Here is a 15,559-nt window from a genome sequence, read left to right on the forward strand (position 1 = left end):
CCGGTCAGCCGCCGGTGGTGGGGGTGCCACCGTCGGGGTCGGTGGGGGTGGCTTGGGTCATGGGAGCCATAGCCGCCTCGATCACCTGCTTGGCGATGGGGGCCGCCACCCGGCCGCCGGTCTGTTCGCTGACACCGTCTTGGGCTTCGACCAGGACCGCTACCGCAACGGTGGGGGCCTGGCCGGGAGGTCCGGCCCAGGCGATCACCCAGGCATGGGACTTGAGCGGCTTGGTCGACCCGGTCTGGGCGGTCCCGGTCTTGGCTCCGACGTCGAGACCGTCGATCTGGAGACGGGTGGCGCTGCCGGCCCGCACCACCTCCCGCATGGCATCCATCATCGTGGCCGCCGACTGGGTGCTGATGGCCCGCTGCCACGCGGTCGGTTCGCTGCGATCGACCAGGTTGGCTTCGCCGTCGCGGATCTCGTCTACGACGTGGGGAGCCATGACCACTCCACCGTTGGCCACCGCGGCCGCCACCAACGCCATCTGCAACGGGGTGGCCGCCACCGAGTACTGGCCAATGGCGCTCTGGGCCAGGGCCGGGTCGTTGCGGTCGGCTTCGAAGTCGTCGGTCGGGTAGCGCGACGCCACCGCCGGTAGGTCGAAGGGCGGCTCGGCGTTGAACCCGAAGGCTTCGGCTCCGGCTCTCAGCGTGGCGCTCCCGAGGTCGAGACCCATCTGACCGAACGACGTGTTGCACGACTTGGCCAAGATCCGAAACAGCGTTCCCCCGCAAGCCGACCCGCCGAAGTTGGGCAGGTTCTTGTCGGTGTAGGGCAGGTCCAGTGAGGTGATGGTCGGATACACCGGGGAGTCGGGGGTGACCATGCCGGTCTCGACCCCGGTGGAGCCGGTGACCACCTTGAAGGTGGATCCGGGCGGATAGACCTCGCGGTAGGCCTTGGCCAGCAGGGGCTTGTCCGGTGACGCCTCGTACAGCGCCTTCACCGCCCCGGCGGCCACCAGGTCGTGGCTGGACAACAGGTTCGGGTCGTAGCTCGGCCAGGACCACAGGGCCAGGACGCCACCGCTGCGGGGGTCGAGGGCCACCACCGTCCCCCGCTGATCGCCCAGCGCGGCCCGGGCGGCCCGCTGGACGTCGGCTCGCATGGTGAGGCGGATGTTGCCGGTCCGGTCCGATTCCACGAACAGGTCTCCGATGGAGCGGACCTGTTGGGCCGCGGTACGCCCCGACAGTTCGGTGTTGAAGGCCCGCTCCAACCCGGCGGCTCCGAACTGGTAGTTGAGGTAGCCGGTGATGTGACCGAACAGGTCGCCTTCTGGGAATTCGCGCTGGTATTCGTAGCGGTCATCGACGGGCACCGACCGGGCCAGCACCACCCCATCGGCGGTGGTCACGTGACCGCGGGGTCGGTTGAACGCCTGGTCGATGGGACGGGAGTTGCCGGGCCTGGTGTTGAGCTCGTCGGCCCGGTACACCTGGATGTAGTTGAGCTGGACGAACAGAGCACAGAACAACAACATCAAGAATGCGCCCAGACGGCGGATCTGTTTGTCCATCACCGCGTAGCTCCAGCCGTTGTGGCGCCGGCAGTGGACGAGGTGCTGGCGCCGGCGCCGGCCTTGGCCTTGCGGCCGGCCCGGGTGGTCGCCGGCCTCTGGTCTGATACCCGGATGAGCAGCGCCAACAAGATGTAGTTGGCCACCAGTGCCGAACCGCCGTAGGACACGAACGGCAGGACCACACCGGTGAGCGGCAGCAGGCGGATGACCCCGGCCAAGATCACGAACGCCTGCATTCCGATCAGGGCGGTGAGCCCGGCGGCCAGCAGCTTCTCGAAGGGGTGCTCGGCCTGCTGGGCCACCCGCAGCCCCGCCCCCACGATCAACAGGTAGGCGATGAGGATGGCGGCACCGCCCAACAAGCCCAGTTCCTCGGCGATGGCCGCGAAGATGAAGTCGCTCTCGACGATCGGGATCTTGTCGGGTCGACCCAGACCTATACCGGTACCGGTGACACCTCCCCACGCCAGGGCGTACCAGGTCTGGACGAGCTGGCCGCCGGTGTCATCCCACGGATCCATCCACTGGGTCACCCGGTTCTGGACGTGGCTGAACTGCGTCCACGCCCCGTAGGCGGCCGCTCCGAACATGAACGCCCCACCCAGCGGGTAGGCGGCCCGGCCAGTGGCGACCCACAACATCACCATGAACAGGGCGAAGAACAGCAGGGATGACCCCAGGTCCTTCTGGGCGGTCATGACCAGGATGGCCATGCCCCAGGCGAACAGCACCGGCCCGAGGTGGCGCAGATCGGGCAGAACGGGGCGGAACCGGGGCCAGGTGGCCATGCCCAGCAGCTCACGCTTCTCCACCAGGTACGAGGCGAAGAACAGGGCGAAGGCGATCTTGGCGAACTCTCCGGGTTGGAAGCTCACCGGACCGACCGCCACCCAGATGCGGGCTCCGCGGATGTTGCGACCGATGCCGGGGATCAACGGCGACACCAGCAGCGCCAAGCCGATCAGCAAGAACGTGTAGCGGTAGCGCTCCAGGTCTCGGGCACGACGCACCACGATCAGGGTGGCCACGAAGGCCACGATCCCCACCGCGGTCCAGGTGGCCTGGTTGTCGGCAAGTTCGGCGTCGAGGCGGGCGATGAACACGTAGCCGATGCCGTTGAGCACGGCGGCCAACGGCAGGAGCATCCCGTCGGCGTCGGGGGCGAAGCGACGGACGGCCAGGTGGGCGGTGACGAACAGCCCGAAGATGATGCCCAGGAACGGGCCGATGTCGGCCGGGACCGACGCGGTGGTACCCAGACTGGCCAACGTGTACGCGCCGCCTGTGACCAGCGCGGCCAATACCAACAGTCCCAGCTCGGCCCGCCGGCGGGTCTGACCCATCACCGTTGTGGGGCTCACCTCGTTGTCATCCCGGTGGGCGGGTTGTGCCGGGCGCCGTGGTGGTGGCGTTGCCGGCGGGTGAGGTTGTGGCTCCGGGCACGGTGGACGCCGGGGCGCTGGTGGTGGCGGGCCTGGTCGTCGACGTGGTGCTGGTGGTGGTGGTCGACGTGGTGGTGGTGCTGGTGGCGTCTATGGCGGACTGGATGTTGAGCTGGTAGCGGTTGACGGCTCCGATGGAGGAGAACTCCTTGCCGCTAATCAACTGGCTCCGGAATGGTTCGGGCACGTCTTCGATGGCGAAGGGCATGTCGTACTCGAAGCTTGGCTGGATCCCCAAGAACCCGCCTTCCTGGCCTCGGTAGACGCTCACCATCTCGCCCCGGACCCGCACGTGGTACGTGCCGCTCTGGGATACGTACAGGGCACCGACCACCACGCCGGCCACGATGAGCAGGGCGGCCACGAAGGCCAGGACCCGCCACGTGACCCGCTTGGCCCGCACCCGGTCGAGGTCGGCGTAGAGGTCGGTGCCCACCGCGGCGTAGTCGTCTTGAGCGTCGGGCAGCGAACTGCGACGGTCGGCGAAGGCCACTGCCGGTTCGGGTTCGACCACCACGGCGTTGGGGCCGGGCTCGGTCTCCTGGGCGGCCAGCGCGGCCTGCCGGGCCGCTTCTTCGGCTTCGGCTCGTTCGGCCGCGGCGCGGGCCTCGGCCGCAGCGATCGCCGCGGCCTGGGCTTCGGCGATGGCTGCCGACCGGCCCCCGTCGTCGATGACGTCCACCAACACCACGGTGATGTTGTCTCGCCCGCCGCCTTCGTTGGCCAGGCGCACCAGTTCCGAGGCGGCCTCGTCTGGGTCGACCAGGCGGCGCAGCACCGCGCTCATCTGATCCAGAGACACCTCGTTGAAGAGCCCGTCGCTGCACAGCAGGAACCGGTCTCCGGCCAGGGGCAGGATCGACGCCCCGTCGACGTCCACGTCCAGGTCGATGCCTAATGCCCGGGTGAGGATGTTGCGCTGAGGGTGGACCTTGGCTTCCTCGGCGGTGATCCGCCCGTCTCGCACCAGGTCCTCTACCAGGCTGTGGTCATGGCTGAGCTGGCGGAGCTCCCCGTCACGCAACAGGTAGACCCGGGAGTCTCCGACGTTGATCCAGGCGATCTCGTCGCCCTCGGGGCCTTCGATGAGCTGGAGTGCCACCAACGTGGTGCCCATGCCGTGAAGGTCGGGGTCGCTCCCGGCCTTCTCGAAGATGGCTCGGTTGGCGATGCGGGCCGCATGCTTGAGCGCCTCCAGGGACCGTTCGCCGGTGTGTTCGGTGGCGGTGGCCACGGCCATGGCCGACGCCACCTCGCCGCCCTGGTGCCCGCCCATGCCGTCGGCCACCCCGTAGAGGTGGGACTGCTCGACCACGAGGGGGGCGTCTTGGTTGTTGGAACGGACCTGGCCCACGTGGGTGGCGCTGCCGGATCGGAGGATGGTCACACGAGCTCCAGAACGGTGTTGCCGACCTGAAGTCGGTCTCCGCGGTGCATGACCTGGGGGCCAGCGACCTTGTTGCGGTTGAGGAAGGTGCCGTTGGTGGACCCGAGGTCCTCAACGTAGATCTGGCCGTCCCGGTTGAACACCCGGGCGTGGATCTGGGAGGCGAACGTGTCATCGAGGGTCACGTGACACCCCGCGGCCCGTCCCACCGTGATCTCGTCAGCCAAGGGGAACGACGTTCCTCTCAGGTTGGCCGGTTCCACGATGGCCAAGCCGGTGACACTGTGACGGTCAGCTTTTCGTTCGGCTCGCCGCGATCCCCTCGATGCCGCCGCTGTGGGCAGTGGGGCGACCGGCACCGGGGCTGCACCGGCTGGGGCCGCCGCCAGCGCCGGGGCTGTGCCCTTGCGGGCGCGACGATCGACGGTCCGGGGGCCGCGAACCTCGGTCCACACCGCCCGCAACACCCGAAGGAAGAACAGGTAGAGCAGAGCCAGCAGGCAGAGCTTGAGGATGGTGAGCAACTGCTCGTCCATGGTCCGAGCGAGCCTACCGGCCTCCCGATCCCCGCCCGGGGCAGGTGCGGTCAGGACTCCTCGAAACGGACCAGTGTGTTGCCGAATGTGATCTCGTCACCGTCGGTGAGCTCGTGGGAACTGATGCGGGTGCCGTTCACCCTGGTCCCGTTGGTGGAGCCCAGGTCTACGACCAGCCAGCCGTTACCTCGAGGCCTCACCTCGGCATGGTTGCGGCTGACGTTCGGGTCAGCCATCTGAAGGGTGCTCTCGGGCCGGCGGCCCACGGTGACCACCGCCTCTCCGAGTCCAACCCGTTCACCAGTGGGCAGGATCAGCGAACCCGCCCCCACCCCACCGGCGCCTTCTCGCATGCGACCCACGATCTGGAACGCCCCGGTCCGTTGACGGTCCGAGACCACTAGGTGGACCGACACCGGGCCCATGAACACGTAGCCCTCGTCTCGGGCGTGTTCACGCACCGCCTCGGCCAGCTCACGCTCCAGCGAAGACGCCACCTCGGCGAAGCGTTCGGTGTCGGCCTCGGACAGCTCGACGGTGAACTGGTTGGGCACCACGGTCCGACCCCTCACGTCGACCGAACGGTTGTCGTCCATCTCTCGAACCAGCCGCCGGCCCAGTTCCACGGGTCGGATGCCGCTTCGGAAGATCCGGGCGAAGGTGCCCTCGACCATCCGTTCCAGTCGCCGTTCCAAGCCCTCCAGGTGCCACGCCGAGAGGTTACCGATGGGAGCCAGTCTCCCCAGGTTGCGCTAAGTTCACCCCGCTACTCGGGCGAGTGGCGGAATTGGCAGACGCGCTGGATTCAGGTTCCAGTGTCCGAAAGGACGTGGGGGTTCAAGTCCCCCCTCGCCCACTCTGAACCCCCTGCTCAGCAGGGGGTTCTGTGCTGTCTGGAGAGACCGTGATGTCGATTGTGGTCACGGATCTGTCTTGAGGTCCGCCAGCCTGGTTAGGCCGGGAGGAGGTTGGCGTGGCGGAGCTCGTCGATGACCTGGTCGGGAACGCCGATCACGTCGAGGTGGACGATCTCGCGGCCTGAGCTGCGCGGACGATGTCGATCACGCAGCCGAGGAACGGGTCGTCGCTGTCGCCGGCGACGACGACGCTGCCGACAGTGATGCGGTCGGGGGCGCCGGCCTCATCGAGGAACGTCCACACGTAGCCGGTCGCGTCGATTTGGTGAACATCGGCGGGGAGCGTGATTCGTATGGCCATCAGAGTGTCCTCAGATAGTGCGGGTTGACGTGCTCCGGTCCGAGGAGGTCGACCAACGCACGAACACTCTCTTCATCGTACGCCGGTAGCACGACGCTCACATGGGGCGCGGTGAACGTGGCCAACACCGGGTACCCACCGTCGATGAGCACAGCGACCGGGACGGACGCGTAGGTCCGACGGGTACGAAGACGATGGCTTACAGCTCTGGATACAGGATGAGGTCGGAGACGAACTCGGCGGCTTCGTCATGCACTGTGGGGCCGATTCGGGCTCGGTTGTGGGGGCCGCAGAGGCGTTGGAGGGTGGCGACGACGGTGGGGCCGCCTTGGGCGTAGGGCTGGACTGTGGTCGTATTGGAGGAAGGTCCGGGCCCTACAGCCGGGGTGGCCGCACTCTGGGTTCGTTTCGTCGATGACCCGTTTCTGGCGGCGGGTCGGGGTGCGGCGGCGGGGGCTGGCATCGATCGGTTGGCGGTTGGTGTCGACCAGCAGCAACGAAACGAACGCCTGAGGCAACAGTCGGGCTACGACGTGGTCGTTGATGGGGGTGCCGTCGGCCAGGGTGGTGGCGTCTCCTCGAACGTGGATCACCACCTCGACGTCGACGTTGCTGCCGCCGTTGGTGGCGATCTCGGCCAGTGCGTCGGCGCGTTGTTGGGGCAGTGACGCGCCCGCGGGCGCGGCGGACCGGGTGACGTGGGCGTCTATCACCGCGCACACGGCTCCGGCGGTTGCGGGGGCGAGACGGGCGGTGATGGTCACCATCCCGTCTGGTTCGGTACGCCAGGACACGCTTCGTTCTTCGTGTTGGCGGCGGGCGATCGTTTCGGGGTCTTCGTTGCGTTGGGACCATGCCGCGATCGCAGCCCCGAGCCGCCCAGCCGGGTTGGTGACCGCCAGGTGCAACAAGACGTCAACGTTGGTTTCGGTGAGGTGAGGACCAGCACCCTGGCTTTGGCATAGGAGACGTCACCATTAGCCATGGCCTCCGCCAAGGCCGGGTAGGTGCGTAGGGCTCAGGCTACCCGGACCTGGGTGCGGGCCGTACACACCTCGATGTCACACACCTCGGCCAGCCACGCCGCACGACAGGGCACCCCAGCGGGCCCACAACCCCCGGGCATCGAGCTCACCCACCAGCACCAACAGTTCGAAGGTGCCCGCCGACAACCGCCCAGCCAGATCGACCAGCTCGGCCTCCAACCGCTCCGCTGGCACATCTGCCAGCTCCGTGGTGAACCGGTTGGTCGTGTTGTTCTCCGCCGTGGCCATCGCAACGCCTCCTCGGTCGAGCTCCGCTCGACCAGCCTAAGAAGGCGGAGTGACAACGAAGCCGGCCCGGAGGTCAGCAGTCCGGGATGTTCGGTCACTCGCGTGGGTGCGGCCGCGATCGATCTCCAGCAACAGGCCAGGCGATGGCGCAACGACGAAGGCGCCGCGCCCGCGGACGCGCTCTCGGGCGTTCGATGTGGCGAGCGGAGCGAACCCTCCGACGTCTTCCTGGGTCGCTACCTGGCTACCGGACGAGCAGATGCGGGATCGCACTCGCATAGCGCGGGGTCGCTTGCGCGATGACGATGTCACGAAGCCGGCGGTTGAGATTGCGGCGAGATACGAGATCGACGGGCCGGCCGAGTACCCCGGAGAACTCACCGGCGAGGTCCTCGATGTCCCGGCCCAGCCGCCTCCAGGCTCCCGCTGGTGGAGAACGTCGATGTCAATCGTGTCGCTCAGCACCGCAACCTGGACATGTGTAGGATTGTGTGTAAAGAGGTACACACCATGGCTACGAACCTGGCAATAGACCCCGACCTGTTGGAGCGGGCATTGGCGATCGGCGGAGAGAGGACCAAGAAGGCCACCGTCACCAAGGCGCTCGAGGAGTACATCCAGCGGAGGGCACAGCCCAAGATCCGGGCGTCACGCGGCCAGTTCGACGACTGGGACCCAACCTTCGACTACAAGGCGTCGCGCCGTGCTCGTGACCGCAAGCTCGGCTTGACCGAGTGAGCGCAGTCCTGGCCGATACCAGCGCATGGTCGCGCTACCTCCGCAGCGACATAGACGACAGCGATCCCATCGTGTCCCAACTGGACGATCAGCTCGGTGAACGAAACGTCGTCACCACCGGCATCGTCTACTTGGAGCTGTTGCGCGGGTTCACTCGGAAAGCACACGGGAAATGATCCGGAACCACTTCGACAACGTCCCCTTCGTGGAGCCCACCCGCGAGGACTACGCCGAGGCCTCCAACTTGTGCCTCACGTGTCGCCGGGCCGGAGTGCAGCTCGACTCGGTCGACGCACTGATCGCCCAGATCTGCATCTCCAACAACCTCATGTTGCTCACCGACGACGCCGACTTCACCCACGCGGGCCGCCACATTCCTCTCAGCCTCTGGAGCCCAGGCTGAACGAACGGTAGAAGGATGTCATGGCTCGCTTCTTCACTTCCGACCTCCACCTGGGCCACCGCAACATCGCCTGCTATGAGGCCGGGCGCGCCCGAGCTGCTGGAGTGGAACCACTCGACGGTCCCGCCGACGACGCCACCCAGGCTCGGCTCGACACCTTCCTCATCGACCGATGGAACGGGACCGTCGGCGCCGACGACGAGGTGTGGGGTGCTCGGCGACATCGTCATGGGCAAGCTCGACACCACCCTTGGCCTCATCGGCGAGCTCCAGGGACGGATCGTTCTGGTGCCTGGAAACCATGACCGGGCCTGGCTGGGCAACCCCCACCGCGGCGACTGGTTCGACCGATACCTTGACGCCGGGGTCGACCGGATCATCGACGCACCAGCCACCATCGAACTGGCCGACGGCACCGTGGTCGGCGTCGACCATTTCCCCTACCAGGGTGACTCCGGAGACCAGGACCGCTACCTCGACTGGCGCCCCGTCGACCAGGGCCGGGTACTGCTGCACGGTCACGTCCATTCCCGCTGGCGTACCAACGGCCACATGATCAACGTCGGGGTCGACGTGTGGGACCACCCCGCTCACCGAAAACCAGGTCATCGAGGTGGTCACGTCGACACTCGGCGACACCCCACCTGAAATCACGATCCCGAGCCTCTACCCCGAGACCATCCATTTGCGGTGGTCATTCGGGGCCCGACCGGCGAGAAGCACCACGGGCCGCCCGGGGAGGCCCGGTCCGTTCCTCTCTCGGTACGCCCAAAAGATCCAGCGTGGCCGACACCTCGGCCACCGCCGCGTCCACATCGGCGTCGGGGCGTTCACCAGCGCGATCGGGAGCCCATCGGGTCATGACGTCGGCCAGACGGTCGATCGGAACTACGGCCCCAGCAGCGCCGGAAGAGGGGCCGTGTCTCCGCCCACCACCGCCGCCCACACCGCGGGTCCGTCCTTCTCCAACGATCGGCGCTGGCCCGCCAGGGCGGCATCCACTCGACGCACAACCTCCAAGATCGCCGCGGCCCGCACCGGTTGGGGTTGGGCGTAGCGCACCAGGGCCGCCCGGAGGCTCCAGCCCTGAGCCCGCGGCCATTCGGACAGGTCGACTAGGCGGGCCAGTTCAGGTGGAGCGATCTGGGTGGCCACCGCTCACCGTTCCACACGGTCCGACACGTTCAGCTTGCGCTGGACGAAGGCGCTCAACGCCGGCGCCACCGTGGCCAAGGTCGAGACCGCCCGCAACTCGGGGGGAGACACGTAGAGCTCCATCGGGTTGGAGGTGATGGCCTTCACCACCGCGGCCGCCACATCGCCGGGAGACTTGGTGCGCACCCCCGGAGGTAGATCGATACCGCCGTTGGCGAACATGCCGGCGTCGCGGATGAACCCCGGCGCCACATGGGTACAGCCGACCCCGGTTCCCTCCAGTTCTTGGCGGAACGACAGGGCGAATCCACGGAGCCCGAACTTGGTGGCGTTGTACATGCGAGTTCCAGGGCTGGCAGCCAACCCCGACAACGATCCGACCAGCACGATCTGACCCGGATTGCCAGCTTGTACGTGATCACGGGCGAACCGGGTCGACAACACGATCGGCGCCCGCAGGTTCACGTCGATCGAGAAGTCGATGGAGTCATCGCTGAGGTGATCGAGAGCCGGATCGTTGCCCACGCCGGCGTTGGCCACCAACACATCGCAGGTGGCGGCCCGATCAGCCACCCTCACCACGTCGTCCCGATCGGTCAGGTCCGCCACCAGCACCTCGGCCCCGGTGTCACTCGCCAAGTCGGCCAACAGCGCCTCACGCCGAGCAGTGACGACCAGGTGGGCCCCGAGCCGGGCCAGCTCACGACACATGGCAGCGCCCAAGCCGCCACTGGCACCGGTAACGAGAATCGTGGATCCGTTGATCTCCATGGTCGGCAACCTAGGGTGGCCGCAGACGACGGTGTCACCGAGACCGATCCGACCCCACCTGCCACCGCGGCCAGTCCGGAGGCTCCGATGAGGCATTATTTCGGGGATCGCCGGCGGGAGAGTCGGTGACCCACACCGAAGGGAACGTTCATGAGAACCAGCCGACCAGTCAGCCTCCTGCTCGCCCTCGCCATGGTCACCACCATGGCTCTGGGGGCGTGCAGCTCCGGGGGAGACGACAAGGCCTCAGACAAGACCACCACCACCAAGGGTGAGAGCGGCGGCGAAGACACCGCCACCACCGAAGGTGAAGGTGAAGGTGAAGGCGACGAGACCACCACCACCGAGAAGGAAGACGACGGCGGCGACGTCGAGGTCTCCGCTGACGCCCGGGCCTACGTCGATGCCATGACCGAGTCCATGAAGGGCGAAAGGACTTCCCGCTGTCAGACGAGCAGACCGAGTGCTTCGCGGCCCGCACCGTGAACACCATCGGCGTCGACACCCTTCAGGCCGCTGGCATCAAGCCCGAGGACTTCGTCTCGGACAACTCGATGGACTTCTCCGAGGTGAAGCTCTCCGAGGACAAGGCCAACGAGATGTTCGACAACTTCGAGAAGTGCGGCATCGACATGCACGAGATGATGCTGGAATCAATGTCTCTCGAGGAGGAGATGACCGCCGGTCAGAAGGCGTGCATGGAGACCGTCCTCACCGAGGAGAACCTCCGCAAGCTCTGGTCAGCATGTTCATGGAAGGCGACGAGGGCATGGAGACCAACCCGGAGATGGAAGAGATCATGGGTGGGATCATGGGCTGCGCCTTCATGGGCATGGGTGAAGGCATGGGCGGCGAAACCGACGGCATGGGCGAGGACACCACCACCTCGACTACTGCGGCGGGCTGACCTCAGCCACCACCAGGTTCCGTCCCGGGGGCGGGGGCCACGATCGCATCAGATCTAGCCCCCGCCCCCGGGCGCGTCATCGGGCAGGTCAGCCGTGTTGCCAGAGCCGGGTCTTGAGGCCGGCGATTCCCCCAACCCGGACCAGCGCGGCACGGTCCAGTTCGGCCAGTTCCTCGGCGGTCAGATCCCACCCCAGTGCCCCAGCGTTCTCAATGGCTTGAGCCTGGTTCTTGGCTCCAGGGATCGGAACCGCCCCCTTGGCCATGATCCAGTTCAGCGCCACCTGACTGGGGGTCTTGCCGTCGTGGGCCTCTCCGACTCGTCGTCACGCGGCCACAACGTCGTCGACCACCTCCATGGGATGGTCAGAGAAGTTGCGCCGCCCCTGCGGACGATTGTGGGCGTTGTACTTGCCGGTGAGGCGACCCTGCCCGATCGGCGAATAGGCGAGGGCACCACCCGAGATCGGCACATGCTGCCAACAGGCCACTCGTCTCCGGGAGCGGCGAGCAGTGAGAACTCGATCTGGTTGGTGGCCAGGGCAGGCCCGCTCAGCCAACGCAGCGGCCATGGCCTGGGTCTCGCGCACCGAATGTTGGACACCCCACCGCTCGCACCAAACCGGCGCCATGCGCGTCGGCCAACGCATCGGCCAACGCGGCGTGGCCACGCAGGCTCACCGGGCCGTGGATCTGGTACAGGTCCACAGCCGGCAAACCGAGCCGATCCAGCGATGCCCGTAGGGCCGCCATCAAGGACCGACGGACATCGAGCTTCCACGGCGACGGCATGAACTTGGTGGCGATCTGGACCTTGTCGGCCCGGCCCGGGTCTGCAGCCAGCAACTCCCCGATTATCGACTCACTGCGACCCGCGCCGTACACCTCGGCGGTGTCGAAGAAGGTCGCGCCGGCGTCGATCGAGGCCTCCCAGGCCTCACGGATCGTGCCCTCGGTGAGGGCCTGGTCATAGGTGCCCATCCCCCAAGTGGACCGATCCCCCCAAGCCCACGTGCCCACCCCCAGGCGGGGGATCGTCACCGAGGACCCGGCCAGAGGCAGAGCCCCTCCGGTGCCGGTCACGCCGTGACCATCGGGGAGTCGGGGATCAGCGCCGGGGCGGTCGTCGGTGAGGAACGACTGGAACCAGCGCCCCGCTGTCCTTGACCGTCCGCTCCAGGGTGTCGAAGTTGGTGTGGACCAGACCGAATCGGGCGGTGCAGCCCTCGGCCCATTCGAAGTTGTCCATCAGCGACCAGCAGAAGTAGCCGTCCACCGGCAGGCCATCGCGTCGGGCTCGGGCCACCTCGGCCAGGTGGTCCTGGTAGAAGGCCACCCGTCGAACGTCACGAACCCGGCCGTCGACCAGGCGGTCGGGCACGGTCACACCGTTCTCGGTGATCACCATGCGGTGATCACCGGGGAGGTCGTTCACCGTCTGAAGGGCCTCGTAGAGACCGTCGGCCTGGATCTCTTGTCCCATGCCCGACACGTCGAAGCTGCGATGGTCCTTGCTGGGCCAGGGCACACCACAGGCCCGGCACCGGCACCGGCTTCACCAGCAACCGGCAGTATGCTGAACCCCGATGAAGTCCCAGTCGACCTTGATGGCCGACTCGTCACCGTTCTTGATGTAGCGCTCGACCGGCCGGATGAACGGCGACACGTCTACGGGGTAGCCGAGCCCGGCATTGGGTTCCATGAAGATGCGGTTGGTGAAGGCATTGATGACCTCGGCCCCGCGCCGGTGCCGGTCGCTCTGAGAAGCGGTCCGCATGGGCGAGACCACATGGGTGGTGCCCACGTTGGAGTTGGTCACCCCCGCCCGGATGGCCTCGGCCCCTACCGACTGACACAAGTTCACGTGGTGGGTGGCGGCCAGCGCCTTGAGCAGGCCCCGTCGACCCGGTGCGTGGTAGCCCGACAGGTAGCCACCGTGGATGAAGCTGCACGGTTCGTTGAACAGCATCCAGTTGGTGACCCGGTCCCCCAGCTTGTCGACCACGGTCGCCACGTACTCGCCGAACCAGCCCACGATGTCACGGTTGACCCAACCACCCCGATCCTCGAGCACCTGAGGAAGATCCCAGTGGTAGAGCGTGGCCCACGGTTCGATGCCCCGCTCCAAGTTGGCGTCGATCGACCAGACGGGAGTAGAAGTCGAGCCCAGCCTGGTTCACCCGTCCGGTGCCGTCGGGCAGGATCCGCGGCCACCCGATCGAGAACCGCTGGGCACCGAAGCCCAGCTCTCCCACCAACGCGGTATCGGACTCGAAGCGGTGGTAGTAGTCGCAGGCCACGTCTCCGTTGGAGCCGTCGCGGATCTTGCCTCGCTTGTGGGTGAACGTGTCCCAGATCGACGGGCTCTTGCCGTCGGCGTCCTTGGCGCCCTCCACCTGATAGGAGGCGTGGGCTACACCCCAGGTGAAATCGGGGCCGAAGTCGGAACGGGTCACGCTTGTCATGGCCGCAATGATGGCCCAGCCGAGCGAGGCCCGCCGTCAGGCCCCCGCGAGAGCGTTCAGGAACCGGGCCGCGACGGGGCCAGCAACGGCACCGCCACCACCACCGTCCTCCACCACGACCGCAAAGGCGACGTCTCCCTGCCAGCCGGTGATCCAGGCGTGGGACCGGGGCGGATCGTCGGTACCGAACTCGGCGGTCCCGGTCTTGGCGTGCACGGGACCACCGGCCACGCCCTGAAGCGCCGAACCGGTTCCGTCGGTGACGACGTCTCGCATCATCTCCCGAGGGCCGTTACCGCACCGCTGGGCGAGGGCCGGGCCCAACACCGGGGCCGGCGCGCCAGGTCGACGAACAGGCGGGGCAGCAACGACGAACCGTTGGCCACCGATCCAGCCATGAGAGCCACAGTCAAGGCGCTGGCCTCGACCTTGCCCTGACCGATGGTGTTGGCAGCATGCATGGTCTCGTTGTCGGTGACCGGCACCTCGGTTCCGAACACGTCCATGCCCAGCTCGGCATCGAGGTCCCGGAACCCGAGGAGGCGGGCGTTGTCGGTCAACTGCTGGGAGCTAACCGTGTCGGAGCGGGCCACGATCGTGGTGTTGCAGGAACGGGCGAACGCCCGCCGGAAGGGACGTCACCTAGCGCGAACCCACCCGCATTCTTGAACCGCTTGCCCGCCACCACCGTGGCCGGGCAAGACACGGTGTCATCGGGGCTCAGACCGGCCTCCAGGTAGGTGAGGGCCGACACCACCTTGAACGTGGAACCCGGGGGGTAGCGGTTGAGGAAAGCTCGGTTGTAGCCAGCCGATCCCGCTGGACCGTTGGCCACGGCCAAGATCTCACCGGTACTGACCCTGACCGCCACCAGTGCCACCGGCTGCCTCGAGACGGCAGGGGTGGCATCAGCGGCCAACTGCACCGCCGAATCCAAAGGTCACGGTCACGTCGGCGCCGGGCCGACCGGGGTAGTCCTCCAAGGTGGTGACGGCGGCGGCAGCGTCGGTGCTGACGGCCTCGATCCGCATGCCGGGCTCACCGGCGAGCTGAGCGTTGCGGGCCAGTTGCACCCGACAGCCCGGTGGGATCCCTTCGACCACCTTGCCTTGCGACGCCGCCGCGATCTCGGCGGTGGCCGGACCAACGGTTCCCAGGACACCTTTGGCGTAGCCGGCGGGTAGGTCCGTCTCGGCAGCCTGTTCGGTGAACACGGTGCCGGGCGGGGGTGGATCTGGAAGCGGATCAGGTCGTAGGCGGGACGGTCGAGGGTGGCGACCTCCACGAACTCATCGGGCCCGGCGCAGCGACTCCGGGCCACCGGGTCCTCGGCGTCCACCCGGTCAGGCTGGCCGCGGTGCGAACGCCGTGGCCTCGGGGTCGATGGCGCAGCTCTTGCGGATGCCGATGGTCACGGTGCCGCCGCCAGCCACCCAGCGGCCGGCCGGTGGTGTCGAGGATGCGTCCTCGACCGACCGGCACCAGACCAGCCGAGACCACACCGCCATCGGCCTCGGCCGGAAACAGCCGGTCGACGCTGAGCGACACCCGCCATTCACGATCCCCGCCCCGAGCCTGGGCATCCTCGACCAGGGTCAGAAGGTGTCATACGTCCACCTCTGGCCACCGGGAAGGTTTCAGGTAACGCCCATGGTGGCCTGGGCGGTGTCTGAGTTCTCACCGGTGCCCGCTCCGCTTCGGAGACCTTCACGGTGGGACGGGTGGCGCCGCCGGTC

The 15,559-nt window shown here is 67.4% G+C and carries 25 protein-coding genes, 1 tRNA gene and 1 pseudogene; 7 read left to right on the forward strand and 20 right to left on the reverse strand.

Going from position 1 to position 15,559, the window contains the following annotated elements; translation table 11 throughout:
* Positions 1–4: 4 nt before the first annotated feature.
* Genes IPG97_06970 through IPG97_06990 form a run of 5 tightly spaced genes read right to left on the reverse strand, consistent with a single transcriptional unit; the run spans position 5 to position 5,588 of the window.
* Positions 5–1,525: a penicillin-binding protein 2 gene (locus IPG97_06970; GenBank protein ID MBK6856288.1), complete on the reverse strand. Its 1,521-nt coding sequence runs from the start codon at positions 1,523–1,525 to the stop codon at positions 5–7.
* On the reverse strand, positions 1,525–2,871 hold the full coding sequence (locus IPG97_06975) for an FtsW/RodA/SpoVE family cell cycle protein (GenBank protein ID MBK6856289.1): 1,347 nt from the start codon (positions 2,869–2,871) through the stop codon (positions 1,525–1,527). The genes IPG97_06970 and IPG97_06975 overlap by 1 nt, the downstream gene beginning before the upstream one ends.
* A 25-nt stretch (positions 2,872–2,896) precedes the next feature.
* On the reverse strand, positions 2,897–4,357 hold the full coding sequence (locus IPG97_06980) for a Stp1/IreP family PP2C-type Ser/Thr phosphatase (GenBank protein MBK6856290.1): 1,461 nt from the start codon (positions 4,355–4,357) through the stop codon (positions 2,897–2,899).
* Positions 4,354–4,893 carry an FHA domain-containing protein gene (locus IPG97_06985; GenBank protein ID MBK6856291.1) on the reverse strand — a complete coding sequence of 180 codons (540 nt, stop codon included), beginning with the start codon at positions 4,891–4,893 and terminating at the stop codon, positions 4,354–4,356. The genes IPG97_06980 and IPG97_06985 overlap by 4 nt, the downstream gene beginning before the upstream one ends.
* A gap of 50 nt (positions 4,894–4,943) precedes the next feature.
* Positions 4,944–5,588 (reverse strand): FHA domain-containing protein, encoded by a 645-nt coding sequence (locus IPG97_06990; protein MBK6856292.1) that lies wholly within the window; start codon positions 5,586–5,588, stop codon positions 4,944–4,946.
* A 77-nt stretch (positions 5,589–5,665) separates the two neighbouring features.
* Here IPG97_06990 and IPG97_06995 point away from each other — a divergent pair.
* Positions 5,666–5,749, forward strand: a tRNA-Leu gene (locus tag IPG97_06995).
* Between the two features lie 155 nt (positions 5,750–5,904).
* Here IPG97_06995 and IPG97_07000 read toward each other — a convergent pair.
* The 3 genes from IPG97_07000 to IPG97_07010 form a co-directional block, all read right to left on the reverse strand.
* Entirely contained in the window at positions 5,905–6,111 is a 207-nt protein-coding gene (locus IPG97_07000) for a hypothetical protein (protein ID MBK6856293.1), read from the reverse strand.
* 248 nt (positions 6,112–6,359) lie between these two features.
* On the reverse strand, positions 6,360–7,022 hold the full coding sequence (locus tag IPG97_07005; protein ID MBK6856294.1) for a DUF222 domain-containing protein: 663 nt from the start codon (positions 7,020–7,022) through the stop codon (positions 6,360–6,362).
* Positions 7,023–7,172: 150 nt separating this feature from the next.
* Positions 7,173–7,385 (reverse strand): hypothetical protein, encoded by a 213-nt coding sequence (locus IPG97_07010; protein ID MBK6856295.1) that lies wholly within the window; start codon positions 7,383–7,385, stop codon positions 7,173–7,175.
* 510 nt (positions 7,386–7,895) lie between these two features.
* Between IPG97_07010 and IPG97_07015 the strand changes: the two genes are divergently transcribed.
* The 4 genes from IPG97_07015 to IPG97_07030 all read left to right on the forward strand — a co-directional run bounded on the left by IPG97_07015 (position 7,896) and on the right by IPG97_07030 (position 9,174).
* Positions 7,896–8,123 carry a type II toxin-antitoxin system VapB family antitoxin gene (locus IPG97_07015; GenBank protein ID MBK6856296.1) on the forward strand — a complete coding sequence of 76 codons (228 nt, stop codon included), beginning with the start codon at positions 7,896–7,898 and terminating at the stop codon, positions 8,121–8,123.
* On the forward strand, positions 8,120–8,299 hold the full coding sequence (locus tag IPG97_07020) for a hypothetical protein (GenBank protein ID MBK6856297.1): 180 nt from the start codon (positions 8,120–8,122) through the stop codon (positions 8,297–8,299). The genes IPG97_07015 and IPG97_07020 overlap by 4 nt, the downstream gene beginning before the upstream one ends.
* Positions 8,296–8,526: a PIN domain-containing protein gene (locus IPG97_07025; GenBank protein MBK6856298.1), complete on the forward strand. Its 231-nt coding sequence runs from the start codon at positions 8,296–8,298 to the stop codon at positions 8,524–8,526. The genes IPG97_07020 and IPG97_07025 overlap by 4 nt, the downstream gene beginning before the upstream one ends.
* Positions 8,527–8,736: 210 nt before the next feature.
* Complete coding sequence (locus IPG97_07030; protein MBK6856299.1) at positions 8,737–9,174, forward strand: hypothetical protein; 438 nt, start codon at positions 8,737–8,739, stop codon at positions 9,172–9,174.
* Between the two features lie 46 nt (positions 9,175–9,220).
* Here IPG97_07030 and IPG97_07035 read toward each other — a convergent pair whose 3' ends face one another.
* From IPG97_07035 to IPG97_07045, 3 genes are read right to left on the reverse strand one after another with little or no spacing between them, the layout of a single operon-like run.
* Positions 9,221–9,388, reverse strand: a complete 168-nt coding sequence (locus IPG97_07035) for a hypothetical protein (protein MBK6856300.1) — start codon at positions 9,386–9,388, stop codon at positions 9,221–9,223.
* Positions 9,389–9,414: 26 nt separating this feature from the next.
* Complete coding sequence (locus IPG97_07040) at positions 9,415–9,681, reverse strand: hypothetical protein (GenBank protein ID MBK6856301.1); 267 nt, start codon at positions 9,679–9,681, stop codon at positions 9,415–9,417.
* 3 nt (positions 9,682–9,684) lie between these two features.
* Entirely contained in the window at positions 9,685–10,431 is a 747-nt protein-coding gene (locus IPG97_07045) for an SDR family NAD(P)-dependent oxidoreductase (protein ID MBK6856302.1), read from the reverse strand.
* Positions 10,432–10,602: 171 nt separating this feature from the next.
* Between IPG97_07045 and IPG97_07050 the strand changes: the two genes are divergently transcribed.
* Together IPG97_07050 and IPG97_07055 are read left to right on the forward strand one after the other, a co-directional pair.
* Positions 10,603–10,938, forward strand: coding sequence for a hypothetical protein (locus IPG97_07050; GenBank protein MBK6856303.1), 336 nt, complete (start codon positions 10,603–10,605; stop codon positions 10,936–10,938).
* A 259-nt stretch (positions 10,939–11,197) separates the two neighbouring features.
* A complete protein-coding gene (locus IPG97_07055; GenBank protein MBK6856304.1) occupies positions 11,198–11,359 on the forward strand; it encodes a hypothetical protein in 162 nt (53 codons plus the stop codon).
* An 88-nt stretch (positions 11,360–11,447) separates the two neighbouring features.
* Here the strand turns inward: IPG97_07055 and IPG97_07060 are convergent, their stop codons facing one another.
* From IPG97_07060 to IPG97_07100, 9 genes and pseudogenes are all read right to left on the reverse strand, one after another.
* Positions 11,448–11,642, reverse strand: a complete 195-nt coding sequence (locus tag IPG97_07060) for an aldo/keto reductase (protein MBK6856305.1) — start codon at positions 11,640–11,642, stop codon at positions 11,448–11,450.
* 42 nt (positions 11,643–11,684) lie between these two features.
* Positions 11,685–11,948, reverse strand: a complete 264-nt coding sequence (locus IPG97_07065) for a hypothetical protein (protein ID MBK6856306.1) — start codon at positions 11,946–11,948, stop codon at positions 11,685–11,687.
* Positions 11,911–12,441, reverse strand: a complete 531-nt coding sequence (locus IPG97_07070; protein ID MBK6856307.1) for an aldo/keto reductase — start codon at positions 12,439–12,441, stop codon at positions 11,911–11,913. The genes IPG97_07065 and IPG97_07070 overlap by 38 nt, the downstream gene beginning before the upstream one ends.
* Positions 12,442–12,483: 42 nt before the next feature.
* Positions 12,484–13,823: pseudogene (locus IPG97_07075) on the reverse strand (beta-glucosidase).
* Positions 13,824–13,859: 36 nt separating this feature from the next.
* The gene (locus IPG97_07080) at positions 13,860–14,102 is read right to left on the reverse strand and encodes a hypothetical protein (GenBank protein ID MBK6856308.1); all 243 of its coding nucleotides are present in this window, start codon (positions 14,100–14,102) and stop codon (positions 13,860–13,862) included.
* Positions 14,099–14,383: a hypothetical protein gene (locus IPG97_07085; GenBank protein MBK6856309.1), complete on the reverse strand. Its 285-nt coding sequence runs from the start codon at positions 14,381–14,383 to the stop codon at positions 14,099–14,101. The genes IPG97_07080 and IPG97_07085 overlap by 4 nt, the downstream gene beginning before the upstream one ends.
* Entirely contained in the window at positions 14,380–14,748 is a 369-nt protein-coding gene (locus IPG97_07090) for a hypothetical protein (GenBank protein MBK6856310.1), read from the reverse strand. Before IPG97_07090 ends, IPG97_07085 begins: the two co-directional genes overlap by 4 nt.
* Positions 14,732–15,037, reverse strand: coding sequence for a hypothetical protein (locus tag IPG97_07095; protein MBK6856311.1), 306 nt, complete (start codon positions 15,035–15,037; stop codon positions 14,732–14,734). Before IPG97_07095 ends, IPG97_07090 begins: the two co-directional genes overlap by 17 nt.
* 129 nt (positions 15,038–15,166) lie before the next feature.
* Positions 15,167–15,406, reverse strand: a complete 240-nt coding sequence (locus IPG97_07100) for a hypothetical protein (GenBank protein ID MBK6856312.1) — start codon at positions 15,404–15,406, stop codon at positions 15,167–15,169.
* Between the last annotated feature and the right edge of the window lie 153 nt (positions 15,407–15,559).

This window comes from Microthrixaceae bacterium (assembly GCA_016702505.1).
Lineage (GTDB): Bacteria > Actinomycetota > Acidimicrobiia > Acidimicrobiales > Iamiaceae > Aquihabitans.

Bases quoted from the DNA above. Each gene is read 5' to 3' on its own strand.
- IPG97_06970 (MBK6856288.1), bottom strand. From the start codon at position 1,525: ATGGACAAACAGATCCGCCGTCTGGGCGCATTCTTGATGTTGTTGTTC.
- IPG97_06975 (MBK6856289.1), bottom strand. From the start codon at position 2,871: ATGGGTCAGACCCGCCGGCGGGCCGAGCTGGGACTGTTGGTATTGGCC.
- IPG97_06985 (MBK6856291.1), bottom strand. From the start codon at position 4,893: ATGGACGAGCAGTTGCTCACCATCCTCAAGCTCTGCCTGCTGGCTCTG.
- IPG97_07000 (MBK6856293.1), bottom strand. From the start codon at position 6,111: ATGGCCATACGAATCACGCTCCCCGCCGATGTTCACCAAATCGACGCG.
- IPG97_07010 (MBK6856295.1), bottom strand. From the start codon at position 7,385: ATGGCCACGGCGGAGAACAACACGACCAACCGGTTCACCACGGAGCTG.
- IPG97_07015 (MBK6856296.1), top strand. From the start codon at position 7,896: ATGGCTACGAACCTGGCAATAGACCCCGACCTGTTGGAGCGGGCATTG.
- IPG97_07025 (MBK6856298.1), top strand. From the start codon at position 8,296: ATGATCCGGAACCACTTCGACAACGTCCCCTTCGTGGAGCCCACCCGC.
- IPG97_07035 (MBK6856300.1), bottom strand. From the start codon at position 9,388: ATGACCCGATGGGCTCCCGATCGCGCTGGTGAACGCCCCGACGCCGAT.
- IPG97_07050 (MBK6856303.1), top strand. From the start codon at position 10,603: ATGAGAACCAGCCGACCAGTCAGCCTCCTGCTCGCCCTCGCCATGGTC.
- IPG97_07055 (MBK6856304.1), top strand. From the start codon at position 11,198: ATGTTCATGGAAGGCGACGAGGGCATGGAGACCAACCCGGAGATGGAA.
- IPG97_07080 (MBK6856308.1), bottom strand. From the start codon at position 14,102: ATGATGCGAGACGTCGTCACCGACGGAACCGGTTCGGCGCTTCAGGGC.
- IPG97_07100 (MBK6856312.1), bottom strand. From the start codon at position 15,406: ATGCCCAGGCTCGGGGCGGGGATCGTGAATGGCGGGTGTCGCTCAGCG.